This window comes from Streptacidiphilus sp. PB12-B1b (genome assembly GCF_014084125.1).
Classification (GTDB): Bacteria; Actinomycetota; Actinomycetes; order Streptomycetales; family Streptomycetaceae; genus Streptacidiphilus.
In genome coordinates this window covers 3573878-3588712 of sequence record NZ_CP048405.1, presented here as the reverse complement: position 1 = coordinate 3588712, position 14835 = coordinate 3573878, and the positions used below count along the sequence as shown (strand labels likewise).

The following is a 14835-nucleotide window of genomic DNA, read 5'->3' as shown; positions in this document are numbered from 1 at the left end:
TAGGAATGGCTGGTCCGCCGCGTCAATCGAGGTCCGGCTCGCGGGATGGCTCGGCATCCGACACGTCGGCGCTGGTGAGCGGCTCGGGGAGGAGGCCGCCGCCCCGGACGTACCCGAACGGCGGCGGCGCGGGCTCAGACCCGGACGACCGCGACGCCCTGCTCCTCGAACTGCTGGACGGTCTCGTCGGGCGCGGCCGAGTCGGTGATGACGGTGTGGATCTCGCGGACGTGGCAGATCCGGGCGAAGGCGCTCCTGTCGAGCTTGGAGCTGTCGGCGAGCACCACGACCTTCTGCGCGCGGCTGGCCATCAGCCGGTTGGTGGCGGCCTCGACCTCGTGGTGGGCGGTGGCGCCGAGGGTGTGGTGCAGGGCGTCGACGCCGAGGAACATGACGTCCAGCGTGACCTCGTCCAGGATGTGCGAGGCCAGCGGGCCGATCAGCTCGTAGGACTTCTCCCGGGCGACGCCGCCGGTGACGACGACCCGGATGCGCGGGCGGACGGTCAGCTCGGAGGCGATGTTGAGGGCGTTGGTGACCACGGTCGCGGTCCAGCCCTCGCCCCGGTTCTCGCCCGCGCCGTCGCCGGAGCCGCTGGACTCGCCGCGCAGGGCGATGGCGCGGGCCGCCTCGGTGGTGGTGGTGCCGCCGTTCAGGCCGACGACCATGCCGGAGCGGACCAGCTTGGCGGCGGCGTGGCCGATGCGCTCCTTCTCGGCGGCGTGCCGCGCGGTCTTGTAGCGCAGCGGCAGGTCGTAGCTGACGTTGCCCGCCACCGCGCCGCCGTGGGTGCGCACCAGCAGCTGCTGCTGGGCCAGGTGGTCCATGTCCCGCCGTACCGTCGCGGTCGAGACACCGAGCCGCTCGGCGGCCTCCTCGACCGCGATGCTCTCGCGCTCGCTGAGGAGTTCGAGCAGCATGGTGAGGCGCTCGTGACGATTCACCCGTAGACCCACCTCTCCAGCCGGGACCGCGCTCTGATGTACGCGTTCACAGGATGCCCGACGTGTGCGCAGCATAGCTCCGTACGCGGGCCGCCGGAGCACGCGCGCCCGTCCGCGCCGCCGGGCCGGGGGCGGCGACAGGAAGGTTACGGCATGGGGGCCGGTCGGCGAACCACCCGTCCCAGCATGCACAGTACTGCTCATCTCATGCGCATTCTTATTCATTTTGCCCGCACTCTTGTCAACTACGAGCAGGCACGCGTAGAAAACTCACAGCGGTTCTGCTTCAGCCGCACCTTCCGAGGCTCGACCGACCTGTGAGGTTGCCCCGTGACTCCCCCCGTATCCCGGCCGTTCCGCGCGACCCTGGCGGGCTGCTGTGCGCTCGCCACGGCCTCCGCGGGCCTGCTGTTCGCCGCCCCCGCGCGCGCCGCCGCCCCGGCCGCCGCGCACCCGGCGACGACGGCCGCCGCCCCGTACCCGAACTACGCGCCGACCCCGCCCATGGGCTGGAACGACTGGTCCTACTACCAGTGCGGCGAGAACGAGCAGATCGTCCTGGACAACGCCCGGGCCCTGGTCAGCAGCGGTCTGGCGGCCAAGGGCTACAACACCGTCACCATCGACGACTGCTGGATGTCCGCCGACCGCGACGCCTCCGGCGACCTGGTCGCCGACCCGTCCAAGTTCCCCGACGGCATGGCCTATGTCGGACGCCAACTCCACGCCATGGGGCTGAAGTTCGGCATCTACGAGGACGCCGGCAGCAGCACCTGCGGCGGTTACCCGGGCTCCCAGGACCACTGGCAGCAGGACGCCGACCTGTTCGCCTCCTGGGGCGTGGACTACGTCAAGCTCGACGGCTGCAATGTGGCCACCCCGTCCGGCGAGACCGACGAGCAGGCGTACTACGCGACCTACGCGGCGATGAGCAAGGCGCTGCTGGACAGCGGCCGCACGATGGTCTTCTCGATCTCCGCCCCGGCCTACTTCGAGGGCACCTCCGCCTGGGACTCCGTCATCGGCTGGTCCGCGCAGCTGGGCAACCTCTGGCGGGAGGGCGACGACATCGCGCTCGGCCAGGAGAGCGGCGCGGACAAGTGGAGTTCCATCCTGGACAACTACGGCTACAACGTCGGCCTCGCCGACCTGCAGCGCCCCGGCCGCTGGAACGACCCCGACTTCCTGCTCGCCGGTGACTCCGGGCTGACCCAGGACGAGATCCAGAGCCAGGTCTCGCTGTGGGCGATGATGGCCGCGCCGCTGATCTCCAGCACCGACCTCACCAGGCTCTCCCCCGGCGCGCTGGCGGCGCTGGGCAACAAGGACGTCATCGCGGTCGACCAGGACCCGCTCGGCCTGCAGGGCCGCATCGTCGCCCAGGGCACCGGCTACGACGTCCTCTCCAAGCCGCTGACCGGCGGCGACCGGGCCGTGGCGCTGTTCAACTCCTCCGACTCGGCGCAGACCGTCACCACCTCGGCCAAGGCCGCCGGGCTGCCCGCGGGCTCGTCGTTCGAGCTGAAGAACCTGCTGACCAAGGCGGTCACCCGGACCACCGGGACGATCGCGGCGGACGTCCCGCCGCACGCGACCGTGATCTACCGGGTCTCCCCGGGCGGCGGTCGTGACGTCCAGCCCGCCACGGCCATCACCTGGCAGAACGTCAGCACCGTGACCGACCCGTCCACCTACCTGGTCACCCTGGACGACCTGGGCCCGACCCGGCTGTCCGACGTCCGGCTGACCGTCACCGCGCCCAAGGGCTGGACGGTCACCCCGGCGAGCGACCGGCTGCGGAAGGTGCACCCGGGAGCGGCCGGATACACCGTGGTCTCGGTCAAGGGCCCCAGGAACGCGGCCCCCGGAACCACCGTCACCGCCGTCACCGCGACCGGCAGCTACCGGGCCGGGAAGGCCGGGGCGGGCTCGGTCAGCGGCCAGCAGACCATCACCAGCGTGGTGCCCTACCCGACGCTCGCCTCGGCCTTCAACAACGTCGGCGTCACCTCGGAGAGCGCGCCCGCTCCGGGCAACTTCGACTCCACCGGCGACAGCTACTCCGCCGAGGCCCTGGCCACCGAGGCCGGGGTGACCCCGGGCTCCACGATCAGCGCCCACGGCCTGACCTTCACCTGGCCCACCGCCGCGGCCGGGACACCGGACAACGTGGCCGCGACCGGTGAGCAGATCACCCTCGACGGCAAGGGCAGCAGCCTGGCCTTCCTCGGCTCGGAGACCGGCGCGGTCTCCGGCACCGTGCTGGTGACCTACACCGACGGCAGCACCAGCACCGGGCAGCTCGGCTTCCCCAACTGGTGCTGCACTCCCCCGGACGCCTACGGCGCGCAGGTCGCCCTGACCACGGACCACCGCGACACCCCGACCGGGCCCGCCAACTACGGCATCAGCTACCAGGTGTTCTCCAACACCGTGCCGCTCACCGCGGGCAAGACGGTGCAGAGCGTCACCCTTCCGGACCAGCCCGCCATCCACCTGTTCGCCCTGTCCGTCGCCCCCTGACGGTCCGGCCGGTCCCCGTCCCCGCGGGCGTGCACGTTTGCGCCCGCGGGGACGGGCACAAGTACCGGTGTCCGCGCCCGGCTCCGGCCGGGGGCGGAGACTTGGGACACAACAGGAGGAGCCGCCATGAACCAGAGCACGCAGTACGGCATCGGAGCCAGGGTCCACTGTCAGGACGAGGACTGCGGGCGGCTGGACCGCGTGGTGATCGACCCGGTCGGCAAGCGGCTCACCCATCTGGTGGTCGATCCCCGGCACGGGCAGGGCAACAAGCGCCTGGTGCCGATCGACCTGGTGGACCCGGCCGCGACCACGGCGGACGACGTCCGGCTGCGCTGCTCGCTCGACGGCTTCGAGGCCCTGGACCCGGCCGAGGAGACCGACTTCGCGCCCGGCACCGGCGAGCTGGGCTACGAGCCCGAGCAGATGGTCTCGCTGCCGTACTACGGCCTGGGCGCGGGCGGCGTCGGCATCGGCGACCCCGGGCTGATGTCCCCGCTGAACCCGGCGCCGGTGGTGTACGACCGGGTGCCCGCCGGTGAGGTGCAGATACGCCGCGGCGACCGGATCGAGGCCACGGACGGCGAGATCGGCAAGGTCAAGGGGCTGGTCGTCGACCCGCAGGACGGCGGGGTCACCCATGTGCTGCTGGCCGAGGGGCACCTGTGGGGCCGCAAGACGGTGGCGGTGCCGATCCGCTCGGTGACCTGCGCCGCCGGCGGCGTCACCGTGGCCCTCACCAAGAAGGAGCTGGAGGACCTGCCGCCGGTGCCGGTGGAGGAGCGGGACTGAAGCGCGGCGCGGGGCCGGCGGGGCTACGTTGGTGCCATGAGGAGTCACACACCCCTGCCGGCCCCGCCGGCGGCCCAGGAGGTCCACCGGGCCTACCTGGAGGAGCTGGGCCCCGAGGAGCGCTCCGCGCTGATGTCCTGGGTCGGCTTCACCTGCACCTTCGCCACCGTCCGGGGGATCACCTACAGCATCCGTGACGGCATAGGGCCGTTCCGGAACGTCAGCGTCGGCGGCGCGCACCTGCACCACTACATGTGGGGCATCGCCCTGCTCAGCGGGGTCGGCGCGGTGGCCGTGCGCGGAGCGGACGAGACCAGGCGGCACCCAGCCGTCGCGCTGAGCTACGGCGCGGGGCTGGCGCTGATCGTCGACGAGTTCGCGCTGCTGCTGGACCTCAAGGACGTGTACTGGGCCCGGCAGGGCCGGATCTCGGTCGACCTCGGCGTCGGCCTGGTGGCGACCGGCGGCACGGTCCTGGCCGCCCTGCCGATGCTGCGCCGGCTGTTCGGCGGGCACCGCTGACGACAGGAAGCGCGGCACGGCCTTGACGTCCGGCCCCGGCGGAGCACCTCCGCCGGGGCCGGACGGGCGTCACGGCCAGACGGAGGGCCCGCCGTCGCACCATTCGACGATGGACGGGTCCAGCTCGACCCATTCGGTCAGGCCGGCCATCTTCAGCAGTTGTTCCACGTCGGCGTACGACTCGGCGATAGCGATCACGTTCCGGCCGATCTGCACGCGGCGGCCGGTGCCGTCGGGGCCGCTCTCCACGCCCCAGACGATCACCAGAGGTTCGAGTTCGATGGAGTCGTTCATGGACCCAGCTTGGGGCGATTGTCCCGCGCGCGCACTCCGGTGCACCCGCATGCGCGCGCAGGCGGCTCAGCCGGCGACTCAGCCGGCCGCCGCCCGGCCGCGCTGGTAGGCGCGCGGTGTGGAGCCGGTCCAGCGGCGGAACGCCCGGTGGAAGGCGCTCGGCTCGGAGAAGCCCAGCTGCTCGGAGAGCTGCTCGATCGAGGTCGTGCCCCCGGCCAGGACCACCACGGCGTGGTCCCGCCGCAGCTGGTCCCTGATCCGGTGGAACGTCGTCCCCTCGGCCGCCAGCTGGCGGCGCAGCGTCTGCGGGCTGACCGACAGCCGCGCGGCGATCCGCTCCGGCTCGGGCATGGAGCCCGGCAGCGCCTGGCCCAGCAGCCGCCGCACCCGGGCCGCGACGGTGCTGCCGTAGTTGGCCCGGGCCAGGACGTCGATCGGGGCGCGGCGCAGGAAGGCGTCCAGGTCGGCGGCGTCGCGCAGGACCGGCTCGTCCAGCAGCCCGGCGGCGAACACCGCGCTGGTGCGGGGCGCGTCGAAGACGCTGGGCGCGCCGAACAGCAGGTCGTACTCCAGCGCGTGCGCGGGCGCCGGGTAGGCCAGCTCGACCCGGAGCAGGTCGATCCGCCGCCGGATGAGCCAGGCCGCGAAGCGGTGGCCGACCACCAGCAGGGTCTCGGAGCCGAAGCGGTCCGGGTCCTCGAAGGCGGGCAGGTCGAACTCGATCCGGGCCTCGGCGGGCCCCGCGCAGGCGCCCCGCTCCGGCTCCACCAGGCGGAAGCCGGGGCCGGAGGGGAACAGCGCGTAGAAGTCGGCGGCGGTGCGCAGGGCCGAGCGCAGGTCGGGGTCGTGCACCGCGACCCTGCACATCATGGCGAAGGTGCCGACCCGGCTGGGGGCGGGGGCCATGCCCAGCAGCTCGTCGTCCAGGGCCGTCCACAGCTGCTGGACCAGCCGGGCGAACTGCTCGGGCGAGACCCGGGCCCGCCCGGCGTCCAGCAGCTCCGGCGCGATCGCGGCCCGCTCCAGCAGCGGGCCGACCGGGACGCCGCGCCGCTCGGCCCCGCGCAGCGCGGCGCGGACGTGGTGCACCGCGACCGTGCGCGGCAGCCAGGCCGCGCCCGACCGGGCGGGGTCGGCCGGGGGGTCACCTTCTCCGAGCGTTGCGGTCATGTACGTCCTGCCTCCGGCCGGGCCATGCTACGCAGCGGCACCGCTTGCTGACAAAAGTACTCACAGTGCCGCCGCCGTGGGAAGCAGGGGAGACGTATGACCACACCACATGCCCGCAGCCGGGAGCGCACCGCGGAACGGCTGCTGGCCTCCAGCGCCAAGCTGTCCTTCGACCCGGTGAAGGACGTCGACTGGTCCCAGCAGCCGGTCCCCGGGCTCTACTTCTCGCCCCCGCGGCGGCTCTCGCTGTACGGCACCGGGATCTGGGACGGCCTGAGCGAGCAGCAGCGGATCGACCTGAGCCGGCACGAGGTGGCCAGCATCGCCTCCCTGGGCATCTGGTTCGAGGAGATCCTGATGCAGATGCTGCTGCGGCACGCCTACGACCGCAGCCCGGCCACCGCGCACGTGCAGTTCGCGCTGACCGAGATCGCCGACGAGTGCCGGCACTCGGTGATGTTCGCCCGGATGATCGCCTGGATGGGCGTCCCCGCCTACGGCCCGGACCGGATCGCCCACGAGCTCGGACGGCTCTTCAAGGCCACCTCCACCCACAGCCAGACCTTCGGCGGCACCCTGTACGTCGAGGAGATCCTGGACGCCTTCCAGCGCGAGGCCATGGCCGACGAGGGCGTCCAGCCGCTGCCGCGCCAGGTCTCCCGGATCCACGTGATCGAGGAGGCCCGGCACATCGGCTACGCCCGCGAGGAGCTGGCCCGGCGCCGCCTCGGCCCGGTGCGCCGCCGGTACGAGCAGCTGCTGCTCGGCGCGATCGTCTACTTCGCCACCACCCGGCTGATCCATCCGCGTGCGTACGCCGCCGTCGGCGTGGACCCGCGGGCCGGGCGGCGCGCCGCCCGCGGCAATCCGCACTGGCGCGCCAGCAAGACGCTGATGGCGTCCAAGGCGCTGCGGGTGCTGGAGCAGGCCGGGCTGGTCGGCCGGAGCAACCGGTGGCTGCTGCGCCGGGCCGGGGTGATGTAGGTGGACAGCACCCTGTACGAGGCCGAGCACGAGGCGTTCCGGGCGACCGTGCGCGGCTTCCTGGAGCGCCGGGTGGTGCCCTTCCACGAGCAGTGGGAGGCGGAGGGGATCGTGCCCCGCTCGGTCTGGCGGGAGGCCGGCGCACTGGGCCTGCTGGGCATGGACGTGCCCGCCGAGTACGGCGGCGGCGGGGTCCGGGACTTCCGCTACCAGGCGGTGCTGGACGAGGAGGTGGTCCGGGCCGGGGCCTCGGGCATCGGCTTCACCCTGCACAACGACGTGGTCGCGCCCTACCTGCTGCGGCTGGCCACCCCGGAGCAGCGCCGGCGCTGGCTGCCCGGCTTCTGCTCGGGCGAGCTGATCACCGCCATCGCCATGAGCGAGCCGGGGGCCAGCAGCGATCTGCAGGCGGTGCGCACCACGGCGATCCGCGACGGCGACCACTACCTGGTGAACGGCTCCAAGACCTTCGTCACCAACGGCATCAACGCGGACCTGGTGATCGTGGTGGTGAAGACCGACCCGGATGCCGGGGCGGGCGGCACCAGCCTGCTGGTGCTGGAGCGCGGCATGCCGGGCTTCGAACGCGGCCGGAACCTGTCGAAGATCGGCCTGAAGGCGCAGGACACCGCCGAGCTGTTCTTCGACGGGGTGCGGGTGCCGGTCGGCAATCTGCTCGGCGCGGAGAACACCGGCTTCGTCCAGCTGATGAACGCGCTGCCGCAGGAGCGGCTGTCGATCGCGGTGGTGGCCGTCGCCGCCTGCGAGCAGGTGTTCGCGGCCACGCTGGCGTACTGCAAGGAGCGCACCGCCTTCGGCCGGCCGATCGGCGGCTTCCAGGCCAACCGGTTCACCCTGGCCGAGATGGCCACCGAGATCCAGATCGCCCGGACCTTCCTGGACCGCTGCATCACCGTGCACAACGAGAGCGGGCTGTCGGTGGCGGACGCGGCGATGGCCAAGTGGTGGACCACCGAGCTGCAGAAGCGCACCGTCGACAGCTGTCTGCAACTGCACGGAGGCTACGGCTTCATGAGCGAGTACCCGGTGGCGCGGGCGTTCCTGGACGGCCGGGTGCAGACCATCTACGGCGGCACCACGCAGATCATGAAGGAGATCATCGGGCGCTCCCTCGGCGTCTGACCCGGCCGCAGCCGGAACGGGCGGGAGGGGACGGGCGGGGCCGGCGCTGTGCCGGTCCCGCCCGTCCCGCCGTTTCGGACGTCCCGCCCGCTCAGAAGCGCTCGTCGCGGGCCGCCTTCTCGCGCAGCAGCGCCGACGGGCGGAACCGCTCGCCGTAGGCGTCGGCCAGTTGGTCGGCGCGGGCGGTGAAGGCCGCCGGACCGACGGAGTTGACGAACTGCAGGGTGCCGCCGCTCCAGGGCGCGAAGCCGATGCCCAGGACCGAGCCGATGTTGGCGTCCGCCACCGAGGTGAGCACCGACTCCTCCAGGATCCGGACCGTCTCCAGCGCCTGGATGTACAGCAGCCGGTCGCGGACGTCCTGCTCCGGGGGGAGCGGGCGGCCGGGCGCGGCCCAGCGCTCGGCCAGGCCGGGCCAGAGCGACTTGCGGCCGCCGTCGGCGTCCCCGGCCGGGTAGTCGTAGAAGCCCGCCCCGGCCGCGCGCCCGGCCCGGCCGTACTCCGCCGTCATGGCCTGCAGCACCTCGTACGCCGGGTGCTGCCGCAGCTGGGCCAGGCCGTCACGGGCCGCGTCGGCGCCGCCCCCGGTCCCGGTTTCGGCCTCGGCCTCGACTTCGGCTCCGGCCTCGGCGAGGTCGGCCAGGGCCTGGTCGCGGATGCGCAGCGGCAGGGTCAGGCTGACCTCGTCGCACACCGCCAGCGGCCCGACGGCCATCCCGGCCTTGCGGGCGACGTTCTCCACCAGCGCCGCCGGGACGCCCTCGCCGACCATGGCGATGCCCTCGGTCAGGTAGGTGCCGAAGGTGCGGGAGGTGTAGAAGCCCCTGCTGTCGTTGACGACGATCGGCGTCTTTCTGATCTGGCGCACGAAGTCGAAGGCCCGGGCCAGGGTCTCCGGGGAGGTCTTCTCACCACGGATGATCTCCACCAGCGGCATCCGCCGCACCGGCGAGAAGAAGTGCAGCCCGACGAAGCGCTCCGGCTCGGCCACGGCCTGCGCCAGACCGGTGATCGGCAGGGTGGAGGTGTTGGAAGCGATCACCGCACCGGGCAGGGCGGCGGCCTCGGCGGCGGCGAGCACGGTGTTCTTCAACTCGCGGTCCTCGAAGACGGCTTCGATCACCAGATCGCAGCCGCCCAGATCGGCGTCGTCCCCGGTGACGGTGATCAGGTCCAGCAGGGACTGTTTTTGATCCTCCGTCAATTTCCCTCGGGCGACGTCCTTGTCCAGCAGCGCGGTGATGGAGTCGCGGCCCCGGACGGCGGCTTCGACGGTGGCGTCCTTCAGCACCACCTCGATTCCGGCGAGGGCGCTGACGTGGGCGATGCCCGCGCCCATCATGCCCGCGCCGAGCACCCCGACCCGGCGGACGCTGGACGCCGGGTGCCCGGCGGGGCGCGAACCGCCCGCGTTGACCTCGTTCAGCTGGAACCAGAAGGTGGAGATCATGTTCTTGGCGACCTGCCCGGTGACCAGCTCGGTCAGGTACTGGGTCTCGACCTGCAACGCGGTGTCGAGGTCCAGCAGCGCGCCCTCCACGGCCGCGGCGAGGATGCGTTCCACCGCCGGGTAGCAGCCGTGGGTCTTGCGGTGCAGCACGGCCGGGGCGGCGGCGAGCAGCGGGTAGCTCTCCGGGTCCAGCGGACGCAGGTCGGGCACCCGGTGGCCGGGGGCGTCCCACGGCTGCGCGGCGTCCGGGTGGGCCAGCAGCCAGGCTCGCGCCTTTGCCATCAACTCGTCGCGGTCGGAGGCGAGTTCGTCGATCCAACCGACCGCGAGCGCCTTCGCCGGGCGCAGCTGCCTGCCCTCGGTCAGCAGCGGCAGCGCGGCCTGCACGCCCATCATCCGCACCGAGCGGGTGATGCCGCCGCCACCGGGGAGCAGCCCCAGCGTGGCCTCCGGCAGGCCGATCCGGATGCCCTCGTCGTCCAGGCAGACGCGGTGGTGGCAGGCGAGGGCGAGTTCCAGTCCGCCGCCCAGCGCGCTGCCGTTGACGGCCGCGACCACGGGCCGGCCGAGCGTCTCCAGGGTGCGCAGCTGCGCCTTGATCTCGGTCAGCCCGGCGGCGAACTCGGCCGCGTTCTCCTCGGTGACCTGGATCAGCGCGGTCAGGTCGCCGCCGGCGAAGAACGTCTTCTTGGCGGAGGTGATCACGACGCCGGTGATCCGCTCGCGCTCGGCGGCCAGCCGGGCCACGGCCGCGCCCATGGCGTCCCGGTACTGCGCGTTCATGACGTTGGCCGAGCCGGGCAGGTCCAGGGTGAGCGTGACCACGCCGTCCGGGTCCTGCCGGTAGCGGACGTGCTCCGCGCTGCTGCTCTCGCTCATGCCCAAGTGCCCCTTCACAGAAGCTCGATGATGGTGGCGATGCCCATGCCGCCGCCGACGCACAGGGTGGCCAGACCGCGCCGCAGGTCCCGGCGTTCCAGCTCGTCCAGCAGCGTGCCGAGGATCATGCAGCCGGTGGCTCCGAGCGGGTGGCCCAGCGCGATGGCCCCGCCGTTGACGTTGATCCGCTCGGAGGGGACGCCGAGCTCCCGCTGGAACTCCAGCACGACCGCCGCGAACGCCTCGTTGACCTCGAACAGGTCGATGTCCGCGACGTCCAGCCCGGCCCGGCCCAGGGCCTTGCGGGCGGCCGGGGCCGGGCCGGTGAGCATGATCGTGGCTTCGGTGCCGACCACGGCGGCGGCGGTGATCCGGGCGCGGGGGGTGAGCCCGAGCCGCTCGCCGGTGCGCCGGTTGCCGATGAGCATGGCCGCCGCGCCGTCCACGATCTGCGAGGAGTTCCCGGCGGTGTGCCGGTGGTGGACGCGTTCGACCTGCGGGTAGCGGTCGACGGCGACGGCGTCGAAGCCGAGGTCGCCGGGGAAGGCGAAGGCGGGGGCCAGCGCGGCGAGCCCGGCCGCGGTGGTGCCGGGCCGGACCGCCTCGTCCTCGGCCAGCAGCACCGCGCCGTTGCGGTCCCGGACCGGCACCAGCGAGCGGCTGAAGCGGCCCTGTTCGCGGGCCTGCGCGGCGCGTTGGTGCGAGCGCAGGGCGACCGCGTCGAGCTCCTGGCGGCTGAAGTCCTGGAGGGTGGCGATCAGGTCGGCGCTGACGCCCTGCGGCACGAAGCCGGTCTTCAGGTTGGTGGCCGGGTCGGCGATCCAGGCGCCGCCGTCGGAGCCCATCGGCACCCGCGACATGGACTCCACGCCGCCCGCGACCACCAGGTCCTCGAAGCCGGAGGCGACCTTGGCGGCGGCCAGGTTGACCGCCTCCAGGCCCGAGGCGCAGAACCGGCTGAGCTGCAACCCGGCCGCCCGGACGTCCCAGTCGGCGACCAGCGCGGCGGTGCGGGCGATGTCCGCGCCCTGCTCCCCCACCGCCGAGACCACGCCCAGGACCACGTCGTCCACCTCGGCGGTGTCCAGCCGGTTGCGTCGGGCCAGGGCGCGGAGCACGCCCGCGGCCAGGTCCACGGGCTTGACGCAGTGCAGGGCGCCGCGTTTGCCCTTGCCGCGCGGCGTCCGCACGGCGTCAAAGATCAGTGCTTCGGTCATGCCCGGACGCTAGCCCGGCGGCGGGGGCGGCCCCCATGACCGTTCCGCTCAGCATCGTTGACAGCCGGTCCCCCGCCCCCGGCTCAGGAGCGCGGGTTGAGCCGGCGCGTGGGCTCGGCCGCGGCCGGGTCCTCCGGCCAGGGGTGGCGCGGGTAGCGTCCGCGCAGGTCGGCGCGGACCGCGCGGTAGCCCTCGCGCCAGAAGGACGCCAGGTCGCCGGTGACGGCGGCCGGGCGGCCGGCCGGCGACAACAGGTGCACCGTCAGCGGGGCCCGGCCGCCGGCCAGCGCCGGGGCGGCCTGCCAGCCGAACAGCTCCTGCAGCTTGACCGCCAGCACCGGCCGTTCGCCCGAGTAGTCCACCTGGATCCGGGAGCCGGAGGGGACGGTGATCCGCTCCGGGGCCAGTTCGTCCAGCCGACCGGCGGCTCCGCTCGCCCAGGGCAGCAGCCGGGACAGCGCCGCGGCCGTGTCCAGGCGCTCCAGGTCGGCCCGGCGGCGGGCCCGGGACAGCTCCGGCTCCAGCCACTCCCCGGCCCGGGCCAGCAGCGCGTCATCGGACACGTCCGGCCAGGGGTCGCCGATCCAGTGGTGCAGGAAGGCCAGCCTCCGGCGCAGTCCGGCGGCCCGGGCGGACCAGGTCAGCAGCGAGCCGACGCCCTCCCGGGCGAGGCCCTCGGCCAGTGCCTCCCGCACCAGCGCGGGGTCGGGACCGGTGAGCGTGCGGGCGGACAGCTCGATCGCGCCCAGCGCCTCCACCCGGCGGGCGGCCACGTCCCCGCGGCGTCCGCCGACCGGCACCGCCCAGCGGACCTCGTCCCGGCTGCTGATCGCCGAGGCCCCGGCCCGGCGGGCGTCGTCCTCGTCCAGCGCGGCGGCCAGCCGGATCCTCGCGGACGGCGAACCGGCCGGGCGGTCGGCGACGGCCACCGCCAGCCAGGGCGCCCCGGCCAGCGCCGAGCCCGCTCCGGTGGCTGCTGCGGTGCCGGACGCCATCACGAACGAGCCGCCCGCCTCGGCCCCGGGCGCGGACGCGCGGGCCCGGGCGATCCGCTCGGGGAAGGCCAAGGCGACCAGCAGCCCCGCGGCGGAGCGGTCGGCGGGCCCGGCGCCGCTGCCGTCGCCCGTCTCGGCGGCCCGGTCCCCGGTCAGCTGTTGCCGCAGCCGGCGCACCTCCTCGCGCCAGCGCCCGGCGTACGGGTCGCGCCCGCCGCGCACGCCCCGCCACACGGCCAGCAGGTCGTCGCCGAGGGCGCGCGGCGGCTCCTCGGAGAGCAGCGCGACCAGCTCCGCCGCGCGCCCGGCGCCGACCAGCGGCGCGCCGTCCAGCAGCGCCCGGGCCAGCCGGGGGTGCAGGGCGGTCCGGGCCAGCCGGCGTCCGCGCGCCGTGGCCCGGCCCCGGGCGTCGACCGCGCCCAGCTGGGCCAGCGTCGCCCGGGCGGCGGCCATGGCCCCGGCGGGCGGACGGTCCGGCAGGGCCAGGCCGTGTGCGTCCGGGTCGCCCCAGCAGGCGGTCTGCAGGGCGAAGGCGGTGAGGTCGGCCAGGGCGATCTCCGGGGTGGGCATGGGCTGCGCGCGGGCGTCCTCGGCCTGGTCCCAGCAGCGGTAGACGGTCCCCGGGGCCTCGCGCCCGGCGCGGCCGGCCCGCTGGCGTCCGGTGGCCAGCGAGGCCCGCACGGTGACCAGGCTGGACAGCCCGCGCGCATGGTCGGTGCGCGGCTCCCGGGCCAGCCCGCAGTCGACGACGGTGCGCACGCCGGGCACGGTCAGCGAGGACTCGGCGACCGAGGTGGCCAGCACCACCCTGCGCCGCCCGTCCCCGCCGGCCAGCGCCGCGTCCTGGACCGCCTGCGGGGCCCGGCCGTGCAGTTGCAGCACCTCGGCGGCCCCGGCGAGCAGCCCGGCGACCCGGGCGATCTCCCCCGCGCCGGGCAGGAAGCAGAGCAGGTCGCCGTCGCGTTCGGCGAGCGCCCGGCGGACGGTGGCCGCGACATGGTCCAGCAGCGCCGGATCGGTGCGGGTGCCCAGGGCCGGGCGCACGGTGCGCGGGGGCGGCGCCCAGACGGTCTGCACCGGGTGGGCGGTGCCGTGCGCCTCGACCACCGGGGCGGGCCCCTGCTCGCCGCCGAGCAGCCGGGCCCAGGCGGCGGTGTCCGAGGTGGCGGAGGCGCAGACGACGCCCAGCTCCGGGCGGAGCGTGGCGCGGACGTCCAGCAGGAAGGCCAGCGCGGTGTCGGCGTCCAGGTGCCGTTCGTGGCACTCGTCCAGGACGACGGCGTCGACGCCGGGCAGCTCCTGGTCGCGTTGCAGCCGTTGCAGCAGGACGCCGGTGGTGACCACCTCGACCACGGTGCGCGGGCCGACCCGGCGTTCGCCGCGGATGGTGTGGCCGACGCGTCCGTCCCCGCCGGGCGTCTCGTCCAGCAGCCAGGCCATCCGCCGGGCGGCGGCGCGGACCGCGAGCCGCCGCGGCTCGGCCACCAGCACCCGCCGGGGCGGCCCGGGAAGCTCCGGGACCAGCCCGGCCAGCGCGAGCGGGACCAGCGTGGTCTTGCCGGTGCCCGGCGGGGCGGCGAGCACGGCCGCGCCGCGCTCGGCGAGGGCGCGCTGAAGCGGCGGGACGGCGTCGCGGACGGGGAGGTCGAGCCAGGCGGGGTTCACCCGCCCAGTCTCGCGGACGCGGCCCCGGCGCGGGCGTCCGGGCCGTCGGCCGCTCCCCCGCGCCGCCCGGCGATTTCGGCGGCGACCCGCCGCGACCTGCGCCCGCATCTTGACAGGCTGGGGGGATGCTGGATTACTTGACCCCACCAACCGGCTGACCGAATGTTCGGTCGGGGCAATCGAGGCGGTGGAAGCGTGACACGGGCCACTCCGGTGCGGACGGGCGCGGCGCAGACGGGTGCGGCGCAGCCCGGCCC

General features: G+C 74.4%; 11 protein-coding genes. 5 read left to right on the top strand and 6 right to left on the bottom strand.

Annotated elements, in window-relative coordinates:
• Positions 1 to 134: 134 nt before the first annotated feature.
• Positions 135 to 944 (bottom strand): DeoR/GlpR family DNA-binding transcription regulator, encoded by an 810-nt coding sequence (locus GXW83_RS16175; RefSeq protein ID WP_182443762.1) that lies wholly within the window; start codon positions 942 to 944, stop codon positions 135 to 137.
• A gap of 330 nt (positions 945 to 1274) precedes the next feature.
• On the opposite strand from GXW83_RS16175, the gene GXW83_RS16170 reads away from it, so the two are divergent.
• From GXW83_RS16170 to GXW83_RS16160, 3 genes are all read left to right on the top strand, one after another.
• On the top strand, positions 1275 to 3467 hold the full coding sequence (locus GXW83_RS16170; RefSeq protein WP_182443761.1) for an NEW3 domain-containing protein: 2193 nt from the start codon (positions 1275 to 1277) through the stop codon (positions 3465 to 3467).
• Positions 3468 to 3593: 126 nt separating this feature from the next.
• Complete coding sequence (locus GXW83_RS16165) at positions 3594 to 4259, top strand: PRC-barrel domain-containing protein (RefSeq protein WP_182443760.1); 666 nt, start codon at positions 3594 to 3596, stop codon at positions 4257 to 4259.
• 36 nt (positions 4260 to 4295) lie between these two features.
• Positions 4296 to 4781, top strand: a complete 486-nt coding sequence (locus tag GXW83_RS16160; protein ID WP_182443759.1) for a hypothetical protein — start codon at positions 4296 to 4298, stop codon at positions 4779 to 4781.
• A gap of 69 nt (positions 4782 to 4850) precedes the next feature.
• On the opposite strand, the gene GXW83_RS16155 is transcribed toward GXW83_RS16160, so the two are convergent.
• Both GXW83_RS16155 and GXW83_RS16150 read right to left on the bottom strand, forming a co-directional pair.
• Positions 4851 to 5075 (bottom strand): hypothetical protein, encoded by a 225-nt coding sequence (locus GXW83_RS16155; RefSeq protein WP_182443758.1) that lies wholly within the window; start codon positions 5073 to 5075, stop codon positions 4851 to 4853.
• 78 nt (positions 5076 to 5153) lie between these two features.
• Entirely contained in the window at positions 5154 to 6245 is a 1092-nt protein-coding gene (locus GXW83_RS16150) for an AraC family transcriptional regulator (RefSeq protein ID WP_182443757.1), read from the bottom strand.
• Between the two features lie 96 nt (positions 6246 to 6341).
• On the opposite strand from GXW83_RS16150, the gene GXW83_RS16145 reads away from it, so the two are divergent.
• The gene (locus GXW83_RS16145; RefSeq protein ID WP_182443756.1) at positions 6342 to 7229 is read left to right on the top strand and encodes a diiron oxygenase; all 888 of its coding nucleotides are present in this window, start codon (positions 6342 to 6344) and stop codon (positions 7227 to 7229) included.
• A complete protein-coding gene (locus tag GXW83_RS16140; protein ID WP_182443755.1) occupies positions 7230 to 8372 on the top strand; it encodes an acyl-CoA dehydrogenase family protein in 1143 nt (380 codons plus the stop codon).
• A gap of 91 nt (positions 8373 to 8463) precedes the next feature.
• On the opposite strand, the gene GXW83_RS16135 is transcribed toward GXW83_RS16140, so the two are convergent.
• From GXW83_RS16135 to hrpB, 3 genes are all read right to left on the bottom strand, one after another.
• Positions 8464 to 10701, bottom strand: coding sequence for a 3-hydroxyacyl-CoA dehydrogenase NAD-binding domain-containing protein (locus tag GXW83_RS16135; protein WP_182443754.1), 2238 nt, complete (start codon positions 10699 to 10701; stop codon positions 8464 to 8466).
• A 14-nt stretch (positions 10702 to 10715) separates the two neighbouring features.
• Positions 10716 to 11918 (bottom strand): acetyl-CoA C-acetyltransferase, encoded by a 1203-nt coding sequence (locus tag GXW83_RS16130; RefSeq protein WP_182443753.1) that lies wholly within the window; start codon positions 11916 to 11918, stop codon positions 10716 to 10718.
• A gap of 83 nt (positions 11919 to 12001) precedes the next feature.
• Positions 12002 to 14578 (bottom strand): ATP-dependent helicase HrpB, encoded by a 2577-nt coding sequence (hrpB, locus tag GXW83_RS16125; RefSeq protein ID WP_225447027.1) that lies wholly within the window; start codon positions 14576 to 14578, stop codon positions 12002 to 12004.
• Positions 14579 to 14835: the final 257 nt, after the last annotated feature.

Excerpts from the sequence above, each read along its gene's own strand:
- GXW83_RS16165 (WP_182443760.1), top strand. The coding sequence starts at position 3,594 with ATGAACCAGAGCACGCAGTACGGCATCGGAGCCAGGGTCCACTGTCAG.
- GXW83_RS16155 (WP_182443758.1), bottom strand. The coding sequence starts at position 5,075 with ATGAACGACTCCATCGAACTCGAACCTCTGGTGATCGTCTGGGGCGTG.
- GXW83_RS16160 (WP_182443759.1), top strand. The coding sequence starts at position 4,296 with ATGAGGAGTCACACACCCCTGCCGGCCCCGCCGGCGGCCCAGGAGGTC.
- GXW83_RS16135 (WP_182443754.1), bottom strand. The coding sequence starts at position 10,701 with ATGAGCGAGAGCAGCAGCGCGGAGCACGTCCGCTACCGGCAGGACCCG.
- GXW83_RS16150 (WP_182443757.1), bottom strand. The coding sequence starts at position 6,245 with ATGACCGCAACGCTCGGAGAAGGTGACCCCCCGGCCGACCCCGCCCGG.
- GXW83_RS16145 (WP_182443756.1), top strand. The coding sequence starts at position 6,342 with ATGACCACACCACATGCCCGCAGCCGGGAGCGCACCGCGGAACGGCTG.
- GXW83_RS16130 (WP_182443753.1), bottom strand. The coding sequence starts at position 11,918 with ATGACCGAAGCACTGATCTTTGACGCCGTGCGGACGCCGCGCGGCAAG.